Origin of the sequence: Clostridium sp. AUH-JLR23 (assembly GCF_964238065.1) — a bacterium.
Lineage (GTDB): Bacteria > Bacillota_I > Bacilli_A > Erysipelotrichales > Coprobacillaceae > Allocoprobacillus > Allocoprobacillus merdigallinarum.
The window spans coordinates 13000-34827 of the sequence record NZ_CAXSKY010000005.1; the positions used below are offsets into that span (position 1 = coordinate 13000).

A 21828-nucleotide genomic window follows, 5' to 3' on the forward strand; every position below is an offset into this window, starting at 1 on the left:
GAAAACTTAATCATCAGGTAACCATTTCACTTTATGATAATAAATAATAAACATAATAGCAGCACTGATCCATGTCACTGGCCAGCCAAAGAAAACAAAGAAAACATCAGATGTCATTGAAGTTACAATAGCTAAATAAATCTGTCTTAAAATAACAAAATTAAATACCATAATATACATTGGGATAGATGATTTTCCAGCTCCTCTTAAAACACCATTATAAATCTGCACAATTGGTAATAACATATAACATGTTAAAAAGGCAAATAACATTTTCCATCCTGCTTCTACTACTGCCTGATCGCTATTAAAGATACGAATAACATCTCTTCCAAAGAAGAATAAAAAGACAGTCATAGCTCCCACAACCGCAAAAGTCATCCATAAAGCTATCTTTGAACCACGTTTGACACGATCATATCGCTTAGCTCCAATATTTTGTCCAACAAATGTTGTAATTGCCATATTAAAACTTTGTAAAGGCAAATTCACAAAACCATCAATACGAATCGTTGCTGAATAACCTGCCACAACATCTGAGCCAAAAACATTGACATAAGATTGCACCACGACATTAGATAAAGACACAATACTTTGTTGTAAAGCCGTAGGCAATCCAATCATAATAATACGCTTTAAAATAGGAAGATGAAAACGAATTTTTCTTATTTTTAAAGCATAGACTTCATCACTTTTCATCAAGACAATACAAACCAGTAAAGCACTTAATGCCTGAGAAACATCAGTCGCAATAGCTGCTCCTGCTACACCCATATGGAAACCTCTCACTAACAATAAATCTAACACAATATTTGTTAAACAGGCTGCTACTAGAAAATAGAGTGGCCTTTTTGAATCTCCAACAGCACGTAAAACACCTGCCCCCATATTATAAATCAATGCAAAAGTGATTCCACCAAAATAAATTGTTAAATATGTTGATGATTCAGGAAACACATCTGCAGGTATACCTATCATATGTAGAAGTGGATTAGTGAATAAAACACCAACAATCGTTAAGAAAATAGCCATAACAATCGTTAAAGCTGCTGAACTATGAATAGCCTGTTTTAATCTTTTAGAATCATTGGCTCCGTAGTATTGAGCAATCACAACTCCTGCACCTGTTGCCAATCCCATAAAAAAACCAATAAGCATATTTGTGATAGGTGAAGACGCCCCAACAGCAGCCAATGCCTGTTTAGAAACATAATTCCCTACGACATATGCATCTACAGTATTATATAGTTGCTGGAATAGATTTCCAATCAAAAGTGGGATTGAAAACCAAAAAATAGATTTTGCTATACCTCCATAAATCAAATCTGTAGATTTTCGACTTTGATCCATCCTTTTCTCCCCTTTCCCTATACAAACAATTATTGTACTCCTGTTTTTTATTTTTACAATACTATAAATCTACAAAATCTATGGTTCTTAAAGAATTAATATTTTGAATAAGATCTTTTTGCATTTCTATTTCAACACGATATGGATAAGATGATTGATATGTATCTAATTTTTGATCAATTATTAAAGCTTCTTTTTCATGATGTTCAATCCATCTTTCATAAATAGATAAAGTGCGTAATCCCACTAAATAAGACTGTATATTTTTTTGAAAATCAATACTTAATGATTGATATAATGGAATCGCTTTTGAATCATTACCAAAAATCATTTCACAATAAAAAGCACTTCTAAGAGTGCCTCATTTCTTAAATATTCAACATTTCAACAAATGTAAATTGACCTTGATCATAATGAAAATGTAAAATACTACAATTCCCTAATTTTTGACCATTCAATAATTGTTCAGGTTGCCCTAAATGTGATAAAAAACAACGACAAGCTCCAGCATGTGATACAGCCAAAACAGTCTGACATGCATCCTGTTCCATAATATCCTTTAGCGTTGTTACCATTCTTTCCATAACCTGTAATCTTGTTTCTCCCCCATAAATAGGAAAGAAATCATCATATTTATCAACAGGAGGATTTAAATCTTCACTTTCACCTTCAAACACACCAAAATATCTTTCTTTAATTCCCTTCAATCTTTGATAAGGTTGATGAGTCACAAGTTCAAGTGTATCACAACATCTTTCAGCCGTAGAGCTATAACAATGATCAAAATGAATATCTTTTAATAATTCTCCTGCTTTTTGAGCTTGTTCTATTCCTTTTTCAGTTAATGGAGAATCACACCATCCCTGTATCTTTCTTCTTTGATTAAATAATGTTTCACCATGCCTCATTAAATATAAATCTTTCATATTCCATACCTCCATAAATATTATAGATGAAACCTTGACCACACTCAAGACAAACGACACTATAAAGAAAAACACTCCTAAGAGTGTTAAAATTCAAATTGTTATTTCATCAATTCATTTTTCTATAAATTCATCTTTATATTCTTGAAGATATTGAATAAGAAAATGATAACATTCTTCTTCTACATCATTGTAGTAGTACTCATCTATTTTATTTAACTGCTCAGACATTTTTGGATCACTATACCTTTCTACAATCTCATGGGCATTCTTTAAGTATTGATAACTATCATTCAACTTTAAAGTTTGTAAAGTATGAAGTGTAGATTCAACAAATTCATAACCATTATAAAAAAATTGTTCAATACCACCACTCCCTGTTTCTCCAAGAAAATGAAACACCAGCCAAAAATTCCTTTGATATTCATTTAACCGATCCAAATCATAGCCATAATCACAAAATTCAGATATTCTTAACCAGACTTGATCTACCGATTCTTCAGTCATATTCTGATTGAAAATATCTTCTAATGGTTCTTTTGATTCTTGAATTCCATGAAAAATATCTGTTGCTATTTCTTTTTCTAATGGTGAAATTTTTTGACTTGACAAATAAAAATAAGCAATGATAAAAAAGAAAGCAGCAATCAATCCAATTACAATTTTCTTCATTTTTAAACCTTAATAGCAACTTTCCTGATAATCTATTAACTGATCATTTTCATAAACAATCTTTGCACTATGAAATTTTGAATCTTGAATCCATTCAAAGAAATGATAATCACCTTCCCACATAGGTAAAGATGAAATCTGATCATTGTCGATCCATTGTAAAATACCTTCATCACATTCATGAATTTCACCACTAAAATCCCAGCATGTATAAACAAACATCCCTTCATCCTGACCGTGGTAAAGTTTAGGAAAAACAACAAATCCATGAAGTTGAAGTTTTAAAGCTGTTAAACCTGTTTCTTCATAGATTTCTCGTCTCATGCATTCTTCAGCACTTTCACCCTCTTCAAATTTACCACCAACACCAATCCATTTTCCACCATTGATGTCATTTTCTTTTTTTATGCGATGGAGCATAAGTGTCTGATGATCCTTTTGAATATAACACATGGTTGTCAAAATCATATTATCGGTAGTGATAATAATCTGGAGAACTTCCTTCTATTATCTCTACATTCACTTCCTTTTCTAATAATTCTTTTAATTTTCTCACCATAATGTTTTCTGCATGATGATGAATATCAACCAATAACATATGATGGTCAACTGCATTTTTCGCATGACGATATTTGGTATCTCCAGTTAAATAGGCATCTGCTTTTCCATAGAACTGTGACATAAAATCTGCTCCACTTCCCCCACATATCGCAACCTTACGAACCATATCAGCATGTCCAGCATATTGAAAATGCTTTAAATGATAAGTTGTCTGTACATGGTCAAGAAAATCATCCATTGTCATAGGATGATTCAAAGTGGCTATACGTGTGATTCCATCTTCACCACGTTCGATATCATGAACACCTAATGCTTCCATGAGCCATTCATTCATTGCCACATTATCTAAAGCCGTATGTGAGCTATAAACAACGATATGATGTTCAATAGCTTTAAAAATAAATGCGCCCATAAAATCATCCTGATCAATATTCACAATGGGATCTAATAAAAATGGATGATGTGTAATTAACATCTGACATTGATTCCTAATGGCTTCATCAATAGTCTGTAAATCAGCATTTAACGCAATCATTATCTTAGAAACTTCTGTTTCAATCTGACCAATCTGTAATCCACATTTATCCCATTCTTCCTGTAAAGAAAGAGGAAAATGCTTTTCCATAACTGCAATAATCTCTTTAGCCTTCATTGAGCTCACCTTCTATCATTTCAATCATATGTAAAACTTCCTGATAACGAGGATGGTTTTCCTCTAAAGAAGTCAATATATTTTGATAAATATGTAATTGTCTTCTCCATTTTTCATAAAATAAAGTATTTTTCTTTTGTCTTAAATAAGGTCCAAAATAAATATCTTCTTCCTGATAAGAAAGTTGTTTTGATGTTTTCTGACAAACCATAATTTCATAAATATGATGTGCATCTTTCACAATATCTTCATCAATAATTTCTATCTGATGTAAATAAAGATACTCACGTAAAACTTCTAAACCTACATTAGCCTGTAAAAATAATCGTTGATCTTGGATATATTCAGGAAATTCATCTAATATATCCACAATTAACTTACCACCCATACCACAAATACTAATCATATCGACTTGTTGATCTAAAAGTGGATGAATACCACTGCCAAGCAGTGGTATGACTTTATTCTCTAAATGATAACTCCCAATCGTTTCTATAGATGCTTGGATAGGTCCCTTCGCTATATCACAGGCATAAGCCTTTTGAATGACATTTTCATTCACTAAATAACAAGGTAAGTAAGCATGATCAGTTCCTATATCTCCAAGACTTTCTCCATGTTTATATTTGATAATCAAGTCCGCAATGGCCTGTAATCTTTTTGATAGTTTCATATTAACGATCTAAGAAATCCTTTAAACGTTTTGAACGTGATGGATGTTTTAATTTTCTTAAAGCTTTGGCTTCAATCTGACGGATACGTTCACGTGTGACATTAAATTCTTTACCAACTTCCTCAAGTGTTCTCGTACGACCATCATCAAGACCAAAACGTAAACGTAAAACTTTTTCTTCACGATCTGTTAATTCTAATAAAACTTCATTTAATTCATCTTTTAATAATTCATTCGCAGCATAATCATCTGGTGACATTGCCCCTTCATCTTCAATGAAATCTCCTAAATGTGAATCATCTTCTTCACCAATTGGCGTTTCTAATGATACAGGTTCTAAAGATATCTTTTGAATTTCACGTACTTTTTCTGGTGTCATGCCATCCATCTTTTCAGAAATTTCTTCTGCTGAAGGTTCACGTCCTAATTCTTGGATCAATTGTCTTTGAACTCTTGTTAATTTATTGATCGTTTCAACCATATGAACTGGAATACGAATTGTTCTGGCCTGATCTGCAATAGCACGTGTAATAGCTTGTCTAATCCACCATGTTGCATATGTAGAAAACTTAAATCCTTTTGTATAATCAAATTTTTCAACAGCTTTGATAAGCCCCATATTTCCTTCTTGAATCAAATCAAGGAATAACATTCCTCTACCAACATATCTTTTTGCGATAGATACAACAAGACGTAAGTTAGCAGCTGCCAATTTCTTTTTAGCTTCTTCATCACCGTCTAATATTCTTTTCGCAAGAGAAATTTCTTCGTCATGACTTAATAATTCAACACGTCCAATTTCTTTTAAATACATTTTCACTGGATCATTAATTTTTACATTGCTTCCAAGCTGATTAGAATCATCTTCTTCCTCATTGCTGTACATATTAACAGTATCTCCTGTTAACATGTCAAAATCGCCACCAAAGTCTAAATCAGCAACATCATTGTCAATATCTGAATCTAAATCATCTAAATTATCCAAATCATCCAATGTTTCTAATGCTTCAAGATCATCCAAATCACTTGCCATACCACTCATTAACTGATCATCATCAATATCATCTAAAGCATCAAATCCATCTTCAATTAAAATATCATTATCCGTAATAAAAGATAATAATTCTTCAGCTGATTCATCATCTAAGTCATACTTTGTTAAAAAGGCATCTAAATCATCTTGAGATAATTTACCACCCATAGCTTCAGCTGTTTCTTTGATTAAATTCTTCAAATCATCCAATGTCACTGGTGTTGCTTTCTTTTTCATATCCTTTTTCATATTACTTTTTATTGACCTCCTAATTTAACAATCTCATTTAAAATCTGTGCCTTTTGTTGAGGATCTAATATATAACGAAATTGTTCTAATAACTGTTCTTTTTTCATTTTCTTTGCATGATTTCCTATGGTTTCTATATAATCATCTATCGCTTTTTCTTCATATTCTTGAGGCAAAGGAGATTGTGCAATCTCTACCACAGTTTGTATCAAATCTTCTTTTTGTATACTATTTATCAAATCTGCAATTTCTAATTGATTATGATGACGATAGTAGTCAATAATATAAGAAGCAATGATACGATATTGATCATTGTACATAAAACCTGCTTTTGCTTCATATTTCAAAGCGACACTTTTATGATTTAACATATAAAATAACAAATCATGTTCAGCTTGCTGATATTTATCCTTTAAATGTGTTATTTTCTTTTGCGAGACTCTTGTTTCTTGATGAAATTGAGGTTTCATCCCATTGATCTGCTGATGAATCAGATCATAAGAAAAACCTGACTGTTTCGATAAAACCTGAATGTAATAATCCTGATCAATAGGATCATGAATTTTAGCAATTTCATAACACATTTTCTCTAAATAATTTTTACGATCATCATAATTTTGAGAATCTATTTTCTGATACTCAAAATTCATTAAAAATTCAATCGGTTTCAATGTCTTTTTAAGGGCTTCCTGTAATCCTTCTTTACCATGTTCTTCATAGATTTCATCAGGATCATGATTATCAGGTAAAACAATAATGGATACCTGAAAACCAGCTTCCTCCAATTCTCTGGCAGCTTTACTCATAGCTGTTTGCCCAGCCTGATCACCATCCAAACACAAATGAACATGATGTGTCAGACGACGTAAAGCCTGAATATGTCCCTTTGTCAGAGCTGTTCCCATAATAGCGACTGTATTTTCAATACCTGCTTTATACATCGCTATGACATCCATAAATCCTTCCAGTAAGTATATAAATCCAGCTTCTTTAACCGCTTCTTTACATTGATGGTAATGATAAAGCGTCTGTCCTTTGATAAAAATATCAGATTCAGGAGAATTGATATACTTGCTGTCAGTTTGTGTTGGTTTATAAATACGTCCACTAAATCCAACAACCTGTCCTTGCTGATTATACAATGGAAACATAATACGATCTTGGAAACGGTCAAAATGCTGATATGATTCTACAATCAGCCCAGACTTGACCATATCTATTTCCTGAAAGCCCAATTTTTCAAATGCCTGATATAAAGTTGACTGCAAAGGTGCATAGCCAATTTGAAATTCTTTAATCAATTCATCAGAAAAATGACGTTTCGTTAAATAAGCTTTTGCTTCCAGTCCCAATTTTGTATTGAGATAGTAACTATAAATTTTCTGTGCTTCTTCGTGCATTTGATAAAGTGAAGCATTTTCTTTAGAAATCGGTGATGAAACGACATCTAAATGATATTCACTTAAATCAATATGACCTATTTCGGCAACTTTTTTAACAGCTTCTATGTATGATATTTTTAAATATTTCTGTAAAAATGTAAAAACATTGCCTCCCGTACCACACACAAAACACATAAAAATTTGCTTATCAGGCGAAACAGACATTGAAGGATGTTTATCATCATGAAAAGGGCATAATGCTATGTAATTTCTTCCTTTCTTCTCCAAAGGAAGATACTCGCCAATCACATCAACAATATCAACGCTCTGCCTGATTTCATTTATCTTTTCCTGTGATAGACGTGCCATATATGCCCTCCTTTATTAAAAACGAATCTTTTTTGTAAGATAATCTACAAGTTCATGAATTGGTAAACGAACCTGCTCCATTGTATCTCGATCTCTTAATGTGACAGACTGATCATTTTCACTGTCAAAGTCAACAGTTATACAATATGGTGTTCCTATTGCATCCTGACGACGATAACGTTTTCCAATCTGTCCAGCAACATCGTATTCCACATTAAATTCCTTAGCTAACAACTGATAAACTTCCATAGCTTTATCACTTTGTTTTTTTGTAAGTGGTAAAATAGCTGCTTTTACAGGTGCCACAGCTGGATGGAAATGCATCACAAGACGTGTTTCTTTTTCCAACTGTTCTTCCTCATAAGCATCAGCTAAAACAGATAAGAATAAACGATCTGCCCCTACTGATGGTTCAATAACATATGGTAAGTATTTTTGATTCGTTTCAGGATCTAAATACTCTAGATTTTTCTTAGAATATTCCTGATGTCTACCTAAGTCATAATCTGTACGATCAGCAATACCCCATAATTCACCCCATCCAAATGGATAAAGATATTCAATATCACTCGTTGCCTTAGAATAGAATGATAATTCTTCTTTTTCATGATCTCTAAATCTTAAATTATCTGCACTTAATCCTAAGTCCAATAAAAATTGCATACATTGATTTTTCCAATAATCAAACCATTCTAAATCTGTATCTGGCTTTGTAAAGAATTCTAATTCCATCTGTTCAAACTCTCTTGTTCTAAAGATAAAATTACCTGGTGTAATTTCATTTCTAAAAGATTTCCCAATCTGACCAATTCCAAATGGAACTTTTTTACGTGATGTTCTTTGAATGTTTTTAAAATTCACAAAAATTCCCTGAGCCGTTTCAGGTCTTAAATAAACAACACTTTTGGCATCTTTGACAACACCCATATATGTTTTAAACATCAATTCAAACTCACGAATATCTGTAAAGTCTTCACTTCCACAGTTTGGACATTGAATATGATGTTCTCTAATAAATTCCATCATTTTTTCTGGTGCCCAACCATCACTATGAATATTTGGATCATAATCTTCAATCAATTTATCAGCACGATGTCTTGTTTTACAATGTTTACAGTCAATCAATGGATCACTGAATCCACCAACATGCCCACTAGCTTCCCAGACACGTGGATTCATAAAAATTGCTGAATCTAATCCAACATTATATGGTGATTCCTGAATAAAACGTTTCCACCATAATTTCTTAATATTATTTTTCATTTCCACACCTAAAGGACCATAATCCCAAGTGTTTGCAAGCCCATCATAAATTTCAGAACCCTGATAAACAAATCCTGAATTTTTTGCATGAGCAATTAATTTATCCATATCTTTGTTTGCCATATTTATACCCCTTTTTATTTATGTTTATACCTATATAAAATAGCAAAGACCTAGCACAAGCCAAGTCTTTTATTTATATATTTACTTCGTATTTATACCCTTATAGTAGTCATTTGTCAACCAACAATGAGTGTACTTTATAAATATGTCCTTTCATTTAGCCATTTCAGTATACTCTTATAAACCAACTTTTTATCTTTTTCAAACAACAAGGCATGTCGTTGCCCTGAAAAGATTTCAAATGTCAGATCCTGAAGCGGTATTTTTTTATATTTTTCAATAAGTTTTTGAATATGAGGACACATAGGATCATTTTCACCAATACCAATATATATTGATAAAAACGAAGGAATACTCATGATTGTTTTTTCAGTATTGACTTCCTGTATCATATGAATAATATCTCGATATCCCTGAACAGTATATGCAAAATGTGACATAGGATCATCCAGAAAACGTTGTCTTTCATCCTCATCACTCGTTAACCAGTCCATATCACTTGTCATGCGAATTCTTTTATTTAAACGATGACGAAGATAGCGAGAATATTGTTGTGCTTTATGAAGTGGTCCCTTCCACATCTTTAATAAACGTAAATAAATACGTTTCAAATAGAAGAAATCAACTTTTGAAGGTGTTCCCAGTAATAAAGCTCCTTCAATAAAGTCACCAAAAACAGTCATATACTTACGTATCAAAATAGAGCCTAAATCAACTCCCAGCATGAAATAAGGTGAATCAGGATACTTTTCACGAATAATCATCTGCAAATGATGCATATCTTCAATCAGATGCATAGGCCCATCATGTTCTCCAAAATATCCCTGTTCAAAATCAATTAAAGAACGTCCATGACCAGCAAAATCACTCACTACCACCACAAAGCCTTGACTTGCTAGAAAAGAAGCAAAATGCTCATAACGTCCAGCATGTTCTCCTAAGCCATGATGAATCTGCACAATGCCTTTTACACGAATCACAACTTGAGGCTCATAAACATGATAACGAATATTGATATGCATGGATGATGTAAAGAAAGCAGTACGTTTCATATCATGACCCCCTTCGTAGTGGACGTTTTTGACCTTTTGGTTTAATTAAACATTTCTTTTGAAAACCAATTAAATCTGTTCTTTTTGCTAATGTTAAAGCTTCATAGACAAGATGATAATTTTGTGGACGACGATATTGCATCAAAGCACGTTGCATTGCTTTCTCTTTTGGTGTTTTCGCAACATAAACAGGTGTCAAATCTCGTGGATCTAACTCTGTATAATACATAGCTGTTGATAAAGTTCCAGGAGTTGGATAAAAATCCTGAACCTGTTCTGGCTGATGATGGATATCTCTTAAATATTCAGCCAATTCAATAGCACTGTTTAAATCACTACCTGGATGCGATGACATCAAATAAGGAACAAGATACTGATTTTTGTTCATCTCTTTATTGAGTCGTTTATACTTATCCACAAACTTTTCATACAGTTCACGATGAGGTTTTCCCATTTTATCGAGAACCTGATTACTGATATGCTCAGGAGCAACCTTTAATTGACCACTGATATGATGTTGAATCAGTTCTTTAAAAAATGTATCATCCTGATCATACATTAAATAATCATAGCGAATACCCGAACGAACAAAGACTTTTTTAACACCTTCTAAACTTCTTAGTTTTTTAAGTAAAGCCAAATAATCACTATGATCGACTCTTAATTGACGACATGGTTTTGGCCATAAACACTGTCTGGTCGGACAGGCTCCATGTGTCGTTTGTTTTTCACAGCTAGGAAATCTAAAATTCGCTGTTGGTCCTCCAACATCATGAATATAACCCTTAAAATCTGGATCCTGGATAATTTTCTTAGCTTCTTCAACTAACGACTCATGAGAACGTGATTGAATGATACGTCCCTGATGAAAGTTTAAAGCACAGAAATTACAGGCCCCAAAACAGCCACGATTACTGATAAGTGAAAAACGCACTTCTTCAATCGCTGGAATATAATCATAGCTTGGATGATACGTTCTTTGATAAGGCAAAGCATATGTATCATCAAACTCCATCTGCGTTAATGGGCGATTAGGGCGATTTTGTACGACATAAAATCCCTCATATGGTTCAACCAATGTTTTGGCATTATAATGATCAGTATTACGATATTGAATACCGAATGATTTGGCATATTCTTTTTTATCATGAGTCATATCAAAAAACGATGGTAACATGATATGATCATCTGGAACCATAGATAAATCCTTTGTTTTAAAAACTGTTCCATCTAAATAAGTCAAATCATGCACGTCAAGTCCTGCATCCAATGCTTCAGCAATCTCAATAATGCTGTTTTCTCCCATTCCATACATCAATAAATCTGCATTCGCATCAATTAAAATAGATTTTCTGACTTTATCATCCCAATAATCATAATGAGCCAAACGTCTTAGACTGGCTTCAATACCACCAATCAAAATGGTTGCATCATGATAAGCTTCACGCACTTTTTGACTATAAACAATCACTGCACGATCAGGTCGATGACCCATTTCTCCATTATTAGAATAACTGTCTTTTTTTCGTCTTTTCTTGGATACACTATAATGATTCACCATTGAATCAATATTACCACTAGAAATCAAAAAGCCAAGACGTGGTTTGCCAAAACGCTGAAAATCATCCAAACGACGCCAATCTGGTTGTGCTAAAAAACACACTTTAAAACCACGACTTTCTAAAGTACGTGTAATAATCGCTGCACCAAATGATGGATGATCAACATAGGCATCTCCACTAATATAGACAAAATCAGGCTGTTGCCATCCTCTTTCTAACATTTCTTCTTTTGTTGTTGGTAAAAATTGTCCCATAACATTTCCCCTTTATATGCTCATATTATACACTAATTTGTTTTGAAGAAAAATAAAATTGTGTAGAATTTCTACACAATTTGATGAATAAAACGTGATGTTTTCAACTGAATTCCCGTATATTCTTCAATCAACGATTCCATTAAAGGCACTAATACCTGAATGGCTGATGAAGAAATATGTAAATGATCAATAGCGGTTATAGGAATCTTATGAATATGTCGAAAAGCTTTTAAAATATCCTGAGAATAGGGCTGATGATGTCCTATGTGTTTTGAACATAAAAATCCTCCATCTTCCAATGAAATAGAAACAACTTGAGGTGAACCACACAAAACACAGCCATCAACATCTAAAGATACCCCATTATGTTCTAAAATAAAGACATTAAAAAGCAGATAAACAAGCAATGGTGGATATCCCAAATCCAAAGCATGTAAAGCTTCATATAACATTCTATATTCTTTTTCTAAAGGTTGATTATCTTCAACATAGCGATAGAAATATTCTAAAATATACTGTCCAACAATCTCACTTTCCAAATTTTCTTCAATGTGCCTAAAATAATCAAGTGGTGTAGCCTTAATCAATGTACTCATTCCTTTTTTTAAGGCAATCGTCAATTCACTTAACATCATTTCTTGACACCCACGGGCATTCTTGCTTGTCATTTTACGAATCCCACGTGCCATCACACTCATTTTCCCATATTCATGACTATAAATATGTAAAATCATATCATTTTCTTTATACGGTGTTTTCTTTAAAATAACAGCTTCAACAACTTCCTCATGAATAGTCATTTTCATCATAACCAAACTCTCTTAAATACTTTTGTTTATTACGCCAATTCTTTTCTACTTTCACAAAAAGTTCTAATGTAACTGGAGTTTGTAAAAAACGTTTCATTTCACGTCTGGCATTTTGTTTAATCTTTTTAATCATACTTCCCTGTTTACCAATAATAATAGCTTTTTGACTTGGACGATCCACAACAATCGCCGCCATGACATGAACACCATCTTCATCTTCAGTCATACTTTCAATCACAATCGCAACACTATGAGGCACTTCTTCATGAGTAAAATATAAAATCTTTTCACGAATAAATTCTGCCATAATAAAACGTTCTGGATGATCAGTAATATGATCTTTAGGATAATACATAACCCCTTCTTTTAAATCATTTTTGATTGTATCCATGAGATGTTCAACATTATCCCCATTTAAAGCACTAATAGGAATAATTTCTTTAAAATCAAACATTTCTTTCCATTCATTTAACTTTTGAATTAATTCATCTTTTGACAACAAATCAATCTTATTTAAAAGAAGATAAACAGGTCCATCTGCTTCCTTTAAACGACTGACAATAAAACGATCTCCTCGACCAATCTTTTCATTCGCTGGCGCAAGCAATAAGACAATATCCACACCATAAATGCTATTTAAAGCATTGGTATTCATAAAAGATCCTAAACCATCCTGTGGTTTATGAATCCCTGGTGTATCCATAAAAATAATCTGCGCTTCATCATCTGTATAAATACCTTGAATCGTATTACGTGTCGTTTGCGCGGTTGATGATGTAATCGCTAATTTTGTTTTTAAAATATGATTCAATAATGTTGATTTTCCAACATTAGGGCGTCCAACAATACTTACAAATCCTGATTTAAATGTCATAAACTCTCTCCTGTAAATGCACGAGGTAATAACTCCTGCATATTTGTGACTTCATAATAATCTTTACTTCCTAAAATAATAGGTGTAAGGGGATCTAACAATTCAGCCAAAACCTGACGGCAGGCTCCACATGGTGAAATAAGTGGTGAACAGTCACCAACAATGGCTAGTGCTGCAATATCATCCTGGCGATAGCCTTGACAATAAGCCTGAAACACAGCATTACGTTCAGCACACATTGTTGAACCATAAGCCGCATTTTCAATATTTGTGCCATAAATTTTTTGTCCATTTTTCAACAATAAACAGGCCCCCACACGAAAATGAGAATAAGGAACATATGCATTTTGCGAAGCTTTGAATGCTTCATCAACAAGTTCTTGATAATCCATATTCTAACCTCTTTCTATTCCTAACTGATTTAAAATATCTTTTTGTAAAGCTAACATTTCTTTTTCATCATCTTCATTCATATGGTCATAACCAAGCAAATGTAATAGTCCATGTGTCATTAAAAAGCACATTTCACGTTTTAATGAATGTCCATATTCCTGTGCCTGCTGACAGGCATGTTCATATGAAATGAATATATCCCCTAAGCTTCTTGGCATACCGGCCACATAATATTGTTCATTATCTTCTAATGCAAAACTGATCACATCTGTTGCACGATCAATATGACGATAATCACGATTCATCTGATGAATCTGTTCATCATCAACAATCACACATGATAATTCTACATCATCATCAATCTGCAATGTCTGTAATGTTGTTTCAATAATTTTTCGAAAAACAGCTTCATAATCTTCCTGACATAAATGCTTTTCATCTTCATATACAAAATCAATATTCATCTTCTCACCCTTTATTTCTTTATTTTTCCTTTTTCAATTATAACACATTCCATATTCTTGTTCACTATCTTTGTTTGATGGTTAATCATAATATAAATTTTTCCTTCATCATTTTTCATCAGATAACGTAAAATTTTATTTGCTAAACGTGTATCCATATGTGAAAAAGCCTCATCTAAAATCAGCACATCCCAGTCACGACACAACATGCGAATCAATGCGACAACCTGTCTTTGTCCAAGGGATAGTGGATATCCATTTTCTGACAAGACAATATGCATCATATCATTTAAACTTTCCTGTCCAAATGTTTTTAAATAGAATTGTATTTTCTTTTCATCCTGACATAGAAAATTATCTTGAAGTGTCATATGTAAAAATGTTGGCGTTTCATTTAAATATCCAATATGTTCATATAAAGAAGCCAAATCAATCTGCCTCAATTCTAAATCATTGATATAAATATCACCCTGATATGCTAAGTCTTCTGCTAATAATAACTTTAAAAGGGTTGTTTTTCCACTACCTGTAATACCTTTAATCCACAGATGATGTTGGATATTTAAATCAATATGTTCTAAAACTGGTAACTGATAACCATAAGCATAAGTGACATCATCATAACGAATAGATGTAATCGGTTGATCAAGAGTACATTTTGTCTCCTCTAAATCAACTTCAAAATTCTTATACTTATCATAAATCAAACTGACCTGTTTATACTGACTGGCTAAAGCAACCATATTTAAAACCGGCTGAATGCAATAAGAAACCAGCATATAAAACATGATCAACTGTCCCATTGTAATATGTTGAAGATGAAAAAGATAAAATCCTACCAATAAAACAATACCATAACATAAAACAATCAAATATTGAATTAAAGACTGAAATTGATTTAAAAATAAGGCTTGTCTTTCTTTTAATAAAGCTTCATCTAAATACACATGATAACTTCTTTCACGTTGTCTTTGAAACAAATGAAAATAGCGAATTAAAGAATGATTATCAATCAGTTCTAACACATGATGTCTAAAAAGATAATGTGCTTCTAAATAATTTTTATTTATGCTTTGAAAATCTTTTAATCGAAAATAACTGATGACACATATGACTATAAAAGTCACTGCTACAATCAAGGCTAACCAGATATTCAATAAACACATACCCACAAATAAAACAACAAAGAATAAACCATCTAAAAAGAATTTCTCAAAACACTCCAGACTCATTTCTGTCAAATCAAAAAGACTTAATAATTGACTTTGAATCACACCATGATCCTGATAAAAAAATGAATGTGACTGTTTCAACATATTCATAAGTGACTGAAAAACATAATCTTCATCCATAGCCTTTTGGAGATGAATCATTTCTTTCATTTTTAATTGTGTCATATATGTACGTATGCATTCTAAGGTTGTATAAGCCATCGCTAATATGGCCATATAGAAAAAGGCAGTTTTCAAATGAATATAATCAATCAGAATCTGAAAAAAATAACTGCTACCATAACCAATAACCGCAATCCACAGACCTTTCCATATTAAAGAAATCATATAACGCTGATAAGCAAAAAAGGTATCTTTTAAAAATTGTCTATAACTTTTATAATGAAGCTGAGGAACACGTCCCACATGTTTAATCACAATGACTCTTTGCCCATAATGTTCATTCATCTCTTCTATGTACATTTTGACTAATCCTTTTGCTGGATCACCAATGATATACTCTTCATCTTTGATCTCATATAACACAACAAAATGTCCTATTCCATCATAAATCATATATAAAATACATGGACACTTCACTTCTCTAACAATATCTTCTAAAGTAGCTTCATAGGCTTTGGCTTCAATCTGATAACTTTTTAAACATTCAATCATACCTCTTATAGAGATTCCATTTTGATTTAATCTGGCTTTTTTCTTTATATTTTTGATTTCATCATAAAAATGATAATATTTTAAAATCATATCAATACAATAAGCTCCACATGACTTTTCTTCATCTTGTATTTCAATTGGATATTTATGCATAGAAAAACCCCCTTACTTCTATATACGCAAAAAGTAAGGGGTTTTTCTTTTTTTTATGATCATTTTTTTAAAATTTTTTTCAATTTCTCAATAAATTCATCAACATGTTGTGGTGTGATAATCAATGGCGGTAACATACGAATCACATTGCTGCCAGCTGTTACAACAATAACACCGTCATTTAACAATGCTTTCACAACACTTTTCGCTTCTTGATTCAATACTAATCCTTGCATCAAACCAAGTCCACGACGTTCTATCACGCAATCAAACTGTTCAACAACTTCATCTAAACGTTGAATGAGATACTGTGAAACTTTCTGAACATGTGGTAGAATCTGATCTTTTTCTAAGATATCAAAAACTGTTTTGACTGCCATACAAGCAAATGGATTACCACCATATGTACTTCCATGATCTCCTGGTTCCATAGCTTGTGCCCATTTTTTATTAGCCACAAACGCACCAACTGGGATTCCACAGCCAATTCCTTTTGCCAGACACACAATATCAGGTAAAATATCATATTGGAAATAAGTCATGATTGTTCCTGTTCGTCCCATACCACATTGAACTTCATCTAAAATCAGACAAATATCATGTTCATTACATAAAGCTCTTAAATCTTGCATGAAGGCTTTATCACAAGGATAAACACCACCTTCACCTTGAACAGGTTCCACAATAATAGCTGCAGTACGTTCATTAATGAGACTTTTGACACTTTCAATATCATTTAATGTGGCATAACAGACACCATCAATGAGTGGTCCAAAGGCTTTTTGATAAGCTGGATTCCCTGTTAATTTGACAGAACCTGTTGAACGTCCATGAAAAGAATGATGAAATGATATAATCTCACTATCTGCTTTACCATGTTTTAAATAATAATATTTTCTAGCCAGTTTTAAAGCGCCTTCTGTTGCTTCTGTTCCTGAATTACAGAAAAAGACGGCTTCTAACTGTGTTGCTTTTTTGACAGCTTCAGCTGCTTCTACAGCAATTGGTGTATAAAAATAATTTGATACATGTGTTAATGTTGCCATCTGTTTTTGCATAGCTTCAACATAGGCAGGATAATGATATCCTAATGAATTGACCCCAATACCTGCATAAAAATCTAGATATCGACGTCCATTTGTATCATATAAATAAACACCTTCACCTTTTTCTAAAACAACATCATAACGACCATAAGCTTTTAAAAAAGCATTTTCCCCTCTTGTATACCAATCTTCCACAATTTATACCCCCTTTATATTTCTAGCCAATTTCTCATATAAATCAACTGCCGTTTCTAAAACTTCTTCATGAAAATCAAACGTTTCTGTATGTAATCCACTTTGATATTCCTGACATTTTGTACCTACAAAAAAGAACACCCCAGGAATTGCTTTTTGATAAAAAGCAAAGTCTTCAGCTAACATCAATGGTTCATCCAATTCAATATATGTCGATGGATCCACACATGCTTTCAATTGTTGATACAATGATTGATGATTCATCACTGGTGGATACATAGGTGGACAACTCCATTCAATCTGACAGTTATAACTTTTCATTAAACCATCATGAATAGCTTGTATTTCCTGTGTCATTTTATGAAAAAGAGATTCATCATAACAGCGTAATGTTCCATGCATACAAGTTTGTGTAGCGACACTATTACGTGCTGTTCCACCATGTATTTCCCCAATATTGAAAATAACTGGTGAAAACGGTGAAATATGTCTGGAAATCATTGTCTGATATTGCATATAGGCATGGTTAGCAATCATGATACTGTCAATACCTTCCTGCGGTAATCCTGCATGTGCTCCTTGTCCATGAATGGTCACATCCATTTCACCACACATAGCCATTAACGGTCCACTTTTACAGGCAATTTTACCTTCTTCAATCATTGGCATTAAATGCATTCCAAAAATAGCTTTCACATGATATTTTTCTAAGACACCCGATTCTACAACCAGACGTGCTGCGCCTGGTGATTCTTCAGCAGGCTGAAACAACAAAAGAATATTATAGTTCAATGGTTCTTTGATTTCTTTTAAACGTTTCGCAAAACCTAATAAGGCACTCATATGTCCATCATGACCACAGGCATGCATACAGCCTGGATGTTTTGAAACATAATCCACCTGATTTTTTTCATGAATAGGCAAACCATCAATATCACTACGAAAAGCCAAAGTTGACTGACAACCATAATCAATATAAACAAGCGTTCCTGTTTCGATAATACTTTCCCAATGATATCCCATCTGTTCTAATTCATGACGTAAATACTCTGCCGTCTGATATTCTTTTAAACCTAATTCGGGAATCTGATGTAAATCTCTTCTCCAGCGTTTGACATCTTCCATAATCTCACCTTAAATTTTTCTTAAATCATCCATTAACTGTGTCTTTTCTTTTGTTTCATCTGTTTTTTCTTCTTTAATGATACGTGCTGGATTTCCTGCAACAACAGCTCCAGCTGGCACATCATTCAAGACAATACTTCCAGCTCCAACAACAGCACCTTTACCAATACGAACACCTTCTACAACAACTGCATTCGCACCAATTAAAACATCATCTTCCAAAACAACGGGTTTGGCACTAGGTGGTTCAATAACTCCTGCTAAGACTGCTCCAGCTCCAACATGGCAGTGTTTTCCAACTTCAGCACGACCACCTAAGACAGCTCCCATGTCAATCATTGAACCTTCACCAATTTTAGCACCAATATTAATGACAGCCCCCATCATAATCACGGCATTATCTTCAATTGTCACATTTTCACGAATAAATGCTCCAGGTTCAATACGTGCATTAATATTTCGCATATCTAACATAGGTATAGCACTATTACGACGATCTTGTTCTAAATAAGTTTCTGTAATTTGATCTTGATGAGCTTCTAAATATTTTTGAACATTATCCAAATCACCAATCAAAACACGACTTGTTTCTGTTCCAAACACTTTAATAGATTCATCTACTGGTAAATCATGCCCATTAACATAAACCTTTACAGGTGTCTGTTTCTTAGCATCTCTAATATATTGAATAATTTCTTGTGCTGTACTATACATTTTTAAAATCCTCCTCATTGATTATTCCTTCAAAAACAGTTTTAGCCGGTCCTTCCATAAATATATGACCATCTTCAAAACAAATATCCAAAGTTCCTCCCAGCAATTCAACCTGTACTTTGTCATCACACAAATCGTTCATATAACTTGCATACATCACTGCACAGGCACCTGTGCCACATGCCATCGTTTCCCCTGAACCTCTTTCCCAGACACGCATTTTCAAATGCTGACGGTCAATCACCTGAACAAATTCTGTATTCACAGACTCAGGAAACATATCATTCTTTTCAAAACATGGACCAATATCTTCAATCGCAAAATCAAGATGATCCACATATGTGACGACATGGGGATTTCCCATAGAAACTGCTGTACAATCATAAATGTGACCAGCTATCTTTAATGGTTCATTCACCATCTGTTCTTTTGAAAAAAGACAAGGTATCTGTAAAACATCTAAAATAGGCTCTCCCATATCGACTTTTACAGATTGAACCTGCCCATTGTCAACATGAAGCCATACCTTTTTAAGACCACCTAATGTTTCAATCTCCAGATAAGTTTTATCAGTCAACGCATGATCATAAACAAACTTAGCGAAACAGCGAATACCATTTCCACACATCTTTCCCTCGCTACCGTCTCGATTAAACATACGCATCTTAAAGTCGTAATGCTGTGAAGGTAAAATCACTATCATCCCATCACTGCCAATGCCAAAATGTCGATCACTGATATGAGAAATAAAATCTGGTGTCATTGGAACCTGCTGATGAATTCCATCAACATAAATATAATCATTTCCTAGACCTTCCATTTTTGTAAATTTCATTATTTTCTCACCCCATCTTTTTGAAATATATTAACATTTTTTTAATATAATGAAAAGTCTTTTGATAGAATTGCATATATTAAAAAAGGTGAACCTATGAAATACATGTTCAAAAAAATCAATCAGACTTTATCTATATTAATTGTTATTCTTCTTTTAATGATCATTCACTATCATATGTCTTATTAAAACATGTAAAAATAACGGCCTTAGCCGTTATTTTCATCTGAATGATCTTCTGTTTCTGTGTTTTCGTTATTATCTATTGTTGATGTTTCTTGTTGAGCTGGCTGTGTTTCTTCATGAACATCAGCTGTTTCTTCAGAAACAGGCTCATCTTCTTTTGACTGTGACTCTACATTTTCATCTTTTGTTTCTTCTTGTTGAGGTGTTGCATGTTCTTCGATTTGATCATGAGAAATATTTGAATCAGTTTTCTTTTTATTTTTCAAAATAATCGCAATCACAACAATGATAGCCAAAACAGCGATACCAATATAAACAAATGTCATATCCATACCTACTGATTTTGGTGATGAGATCACCAACTCATCAACATTACTTCCATTGGCTGATAAATCCAAAAGATCAATTGTGACATTCTGTCCATCAACAGTTCCTACATTAGATGTTGCATTACCTGGCATTTTAATAGTCATTGTCATTTCAATACCTAAATTTTTAAGTTTATCAACGGAATATCCAGCCATTGCTGCTGATTCTGTATCCATCTGCTGTTTCAAATCATCTAGTGGCAAGCGTAAAACAAGGCAATCTTTTCCATCTACCGTTTCTTCAGTGATGGAAGCCTGCATTTCTTCAGCTGTTGCATTCAATCCATCAACCTGAACACCAACCCATGTCGCATTATCAATATTTTCTTCAATACCTGTAATTTTCGCATTTTCCATGCCTTCAGATGCCTGTAATTCTTCTGTCATCTGACTCACCATATCTTCTTTTGTCATACCAGCTGCAGTCAGCATCGACTCTTCCATCAATAACTGCATAGAACCTGTCATGCTCTTATCAGCATTAATTTCCAGATTGACATTCATTTTCATGCAGCCTGTCAAAACTATAACAGCCAGCAACATCGACAATCCTCTCAATACCTTTTTCATAAATAATGTCTCCTTTCCCTTATATACTTTATTGTATCATATCTCATTTATGATAGACAATGATTTATCAAAAAAACAAAAAATCG

The 21828-nt window shown here is 33.2% G+C and carries 22 protein-coding genes; all 22 read right to left on the bottom strand.

Annotated features, from left to right (window positions below; all coding sequences use genetic code 11):
* Nucleotides 1-6: 6 nt before the first annotated feature.
* On the bottom strand, nt 7-1350 hold the full coding sequence (locus ACESR5_RS03565) for an MATE family efflux transporter (RefSeq protein ID WP_373154271.1): 1344 nt from the start codon (nt 1348-1350) through the stop codon (nt 7-9).
* Between the two features lie 61 nt (nt 1351-1411).
* Complete coding sequence (locus ACESR5_RS03570) at nt 1412-1681, bottom strand: hypothetical protein (protein WP_129736979.1); 270 nt, start codon at nt 1679-1681, stop codon at nt 1412-1414.
* Between the two features lie 37 nt (nt 1682-1718).
* On the bottom strand, nt 1719-2276 hold the full coding sequence (locus ACESR5_RS03575; RefSeq protein WP_191492729.1) for a histidine phosphatase family protein: 558 nt from the start codon (nt 2274-2276) through the stop codon (nt 1719-1721).
* 114 nt (nt 2277-2390) lie between these two features.
* Entirely contained in the window at nt 2391-2948 is a 558-nt protein-coding gene (locus ACESR5_RS03580; protein ID WP_373154273.1) for a DUF4375 domain-containing protein, read from the bottom strand.
* 9 nt (nt 2949-2957) lie between these two features.
* On the bottom strand, nt 2958-3401 hold the full coding sequence (locus tag ACESR5_RS03585) for an 8-oxo-dGTP diphosphatase (protein ID WP_343286325.1): 444 nt from the start codon (nt 3399-3401) through the stop codon (nt 2958-2960).
* 16 nt (nt 3402-3417) lie between these two features.
* Nucleotides 3418-4161 (bottom strand): Nif3-like dinuclear metal center hexameric protein, encoded by a 744-nt coding sequence (locus tag ACESR5_RS03590; RefSeq protein WP_191340650.1) that lies wholly within the window; start codon nt 4159-4161, stop codon nt 3418-3420.
* Nucleotides 4151-4834 carry a class I SAM-dependent methyltransferase gene (locus tag ACESR5_RS03595; protein ID WP_087244585.1) on the bottom strand — a complete coding sequence of 228 codons (684 nt, stop codon included), beginning with the start codon at nt 4832-4834 and terminating at the stop codon, nt 4151-4153. The genes ACESR5_RS03590 and ACESR5_RS03595 overlap by 11 nt, the downstream gene beginning before the upstream one ends.
* Before the next feature lies 1 nt (nt 4835).
* On the bottom strand, nt 4836-6104 hold the full coding sequence (rpoD, locus tag ACESR5_RS03600; protein WP_373154276.1) for an RNA polymerase sigma factor RpoD: 1269 nt from the start codon (nt 6102-6104) through the stop codon (nt 4836-4838).
* A gap of 20 nt (nt 6105-6124) precedes the next feature.
* Nucleotides 6125-7867 (bottom strand): DNA primase, encoded by a 1743-nt coding sequence (gene dnaG / locus ACESR5_RS03605; protein ID WP_373154278.1) that lies wholly within the window; start codon nt 7865-7867, stop codon nt 6125-6127.
* Between the two features lie 15 nt (nt 7868-7882).
* Nucleotides 7883-9253, bottom strand: a complete 1371-nt coding sequence (locus ACESR5_RS03610) for a glycine--tRNA ligase (protein WP_087296740.1) — start codon at nt 9251-9253, stop codon at nt 7883-7885.
* Between the two features lie 137 nt (nt 9254-9390).
* The gene (locus ACESR5_RS03615; protein ID WP_087244589.1) at nt 9391-10305 is read right to left on the bottom strand and encodes an alpha/beta fold hydrolase; all 915 of its coding nucleotides are present in this window, start codon (nt 10303-10305) and stop codon (nt 9391-9393) included.
* Nucleotide 10306: 1 nt separating this feature from the next.
* Entirely contained in the window at nt 10307-12121 is a 1815-nt protein-coding gene (locus ACESR5_RS03620) for a YgiQ family radical SAM protein (RefSeq protein ID WP_289527360.1), read from the bottom strand.
* A gap of 71 nt (nt 12122-12192) precedes the next feature.
* On the bottom strand, nt 12193-12933 hold the full coding sequence (gene recO / locus ACESR5_RS03625; protein WP_224759474.1) for a DNA repair protein RecO: 741 nt from the start codon (nt 12931-12933) through the stop codon (nt 12193-12195).
* The gene (era, locus tag ACESR5_RS03630) at nt 12911-13807 is read right to left on the bottom strand and encodes a GTPase Era (protein ID WP_087296738.1); all 897 of its coding nucleotides are present in this window, start codon (nt 13805-13807) and stop codon (nt 12911-12913) included. The genes recO and era overlap by 23 nt, the downstream gene beginning before the upstream one ends.
* Nucleotides 13804-14199, bottom strand: coding sequence for a cytidine deaminase (gene cdd, locus ACESR5_RS03635; protein WP_087244592.1), 396 nt, complete (start codon nt 14197-14199; stop codon nt 13804-13806). Before cdd ends, era begins: the two co-directional genes overlap by 4 nt.
* A gap of 3 nt (nt 14200-14202) precedes the next feature.
* A complete protein-coding gene (gene ybeY, locus ACESR5_RS03640; RefSeq protein WP_087244593.1) occupies nt 14203-14664 on the bottom strand; it encodes an rRNA maturation RNase YbeY in 462 nt (153 codons plus the stop codon).
* A gap of 11 nt (nt 14665-14675) precedes the next feature.
* Nucleotides 14676-16703 carry a cysteine peptidase family C39 domain-containing protein gene (locus ACESR5_RS03645; RefSeq protein ID WP_373154280.1) on the bottom strand — a complete coding sequence of 676 codons (2028 nt, stop codon included), beginning with the start codon at nt 16701-16703 and terminating at the stop codon, nt 14676-14678.
* A 59-nt stretch (nt 16704-16762) separates the two neighbouring features.
* Entirely contained in the window at nt 16763-17944 is a 1182-nt protein-coding gene (locus ACESR5_RS03650; RefSeq protein ID WP_289527354.1) for an aspartate aminotransferase family protein, read from the bottom strand.
* Between the two features lie 3 nt (nt 17945-17947).
* On the bottom strand, nt 17948-19069 hold the full coding sequence (locus ACESR5_RS03655; RefSeq protein WP_087303972.1) for a M20 family metallopeptidase: 1122 nt from the start codon (nt 19067-19069) through the stop codon (nt 17948-17950).
* A gap of 9 nt (nt 19070-19078) precedes the next feature.
* Nucleotides 19079-19783: a 2,3,4,5-tetrahydropyridine-2,6-dicarboxylate N-acetyltransferase gene (dapD, locus tag ACESR5_RS03660; protein WP_373154283.1), complete on the bottom strand. Its 705-nt coding sequence runs from the start codon at nt 19781-19783 to the stop codon at nt 19079-19081.
* Nucleotides 19776-20618: a diaminopimelate epimerase gene (dapF, locus tag ACESR5_RS03665; RefSeq protein WP_206080683.1), complete on the bottom strand. Its 843-nt coding sequence runs from the start codon at nt 20616-20618 to the stop codon at nt 19776-19778. Before dapF ends, dapD begins: the two co-directional genes overlap by 8 nt.
* A gap of 209 nt (nt 20619-20827) precedes the next feature.
* A complete protein-coding gene (locus ACESR5_RS03670; protein ID WP_168082734.1) occupies nt 20828-21742 on the bottom strand; it encodes a zinc ribbon domain-containing protein in 915 nt (304 codons plus the stop codon).
* Nucleotides 21743-21828 lie beyond the last annotated feature (86 nt).

Coding starts and splice junctions, on each gene's coding strand:
- ACESR5_RS03565 (WP_373154271.1), bottom strand. CDS start 1,350: ATGGATCAAAGTCGAAAATCTACAGATTTGATTTATGGAGGTATAGCA.
- ACESR5_RS03595 (WP_087244585.1), bottom strand. CDS start 4,834: ATGAAACTATCAAAAAGATTACAGGCCATTGCGGACTTGATTATCAAA.
- ACESR5_RS03580 (WP_373154273.1), bottom strand. CDS start 2,948: ATGAAGAAAATTGTAATTGGATTGATTGCTGCTTTCTTTTTTATCATT.
- ACESR5_RS03620 (WP_289527360.1), bottom strand. CDS start 12,121: ATGGGACAATTTTTACCAACAACAAAAGAAGAAATGTTAGAAAGAGGA.
- ybeY (WP_087244593.1), bottom strand. CDS start 14,664: ATGAATATTGATTTTGTATATGAAGATGAAAAGCATTTATGTCAGGAA.
- ACESR5_RS03590 (WP_191340650.1), bottom strand. CDS start 4,161: ATGAAGGCTAAAGAGATTATTGCAGTTATGGAAAAGCATTTTCCTCTT.
- ACESR5_RS03655 (WP_087303972.1), bottom strand. CDS start 19,069: ATGGAAGATGTCAAACGCTGGAGAAGAGATTTACATCAGATTCCCGAA.
- ACESR5_RS03585 (WP_343286325.1), bottom strand. CDS start 3,401: ATGTGTTATATTCAAAAGGATCATCAGACACTTATGCTCCATCGCATA.
- ACESR5_RS03615 (WP_087244589.1), bottom strand. CDS start 10,305: ATGAAACGTACTGCTTTCTTTACATCATCCATGCATATCAATATTCGT.
- era (WP_087296738.1), bottom strand. CDS start 13,807: ATGACATTTAAATCAGGATTTGTAAGTATTGTTGGACGCCCTAATGTT.
- ACESR5_RS03610 (WP_087296740.1), bottom strand. CDS start 9,253: ATGGCAAACAAAGATATGGATAAATTAATTGCTCATGCAAAAAATTCA.
- ACESR5_RS03575 (WP_191492729.1), bottom strand. CDS start 2,276: ATGAAAGATTTATATTTAATGAGGCATGGTGAAACATTATTTAATCAA.
- recO (WP_224759474.1), bottom strand. CDS start 12,933: ATGATGAAAATGACTATTCATGAGGAAGTTGTTGAAGCTGTTATTTTA.
- dnaG (WP_373154278.1), bottom strand. CDS start 7,867: ATGGCACGTCTATCACAGGAAAAGATAAATGAAATCAGGCAGAGCGTT.
- rpoD (WP_373154276.1), bottom strand. CDS start 6,104: ATGAAAAAGAAAGCAACACCAGTGACATTGGATGATTTGAAGAATTTA.
- dapD (WP_373154283.1), bottom strand. CDS start 19,783: ATGTATAGTACAGCACAAGAAATTATTCAATATATTAGAGATGCTAAG.
- ACESR5_RS03670 (WP_168082734.1), bottom strand. CDS start 21,742: ATGAAAAAGGTATTGAGAGGATTGTCGATGTTGCTGGCTGTTATAGTT.
- cdd (WP_087244592.1), bottom strand. CDS start 14,199: ATGGATTATCAAGAACTTGTTGATGAAGCATTCAAAGCTTCGCAAAAT.
- ACESR5_RS03645 (WP_373154280.1), bottom strand. CDS start 16,703: ATGCATAAATATCCAATTGAAATACAAGATGAAGAAAAGTCATGTGGA.
- ACESR5_RS03570 (WP_129736979.1), bottom strand. CDS start 1,681: ATGATTTTTGGTAATGATTCAAAAGCGATTCCATTATATCAATCATTA.
- dapF (WP_206080683.1), bottom strand. CDS start 20,618: ATGAAATTTACAAAAATGGAAGGTCTAGGAAATGATTATATTTATGTT.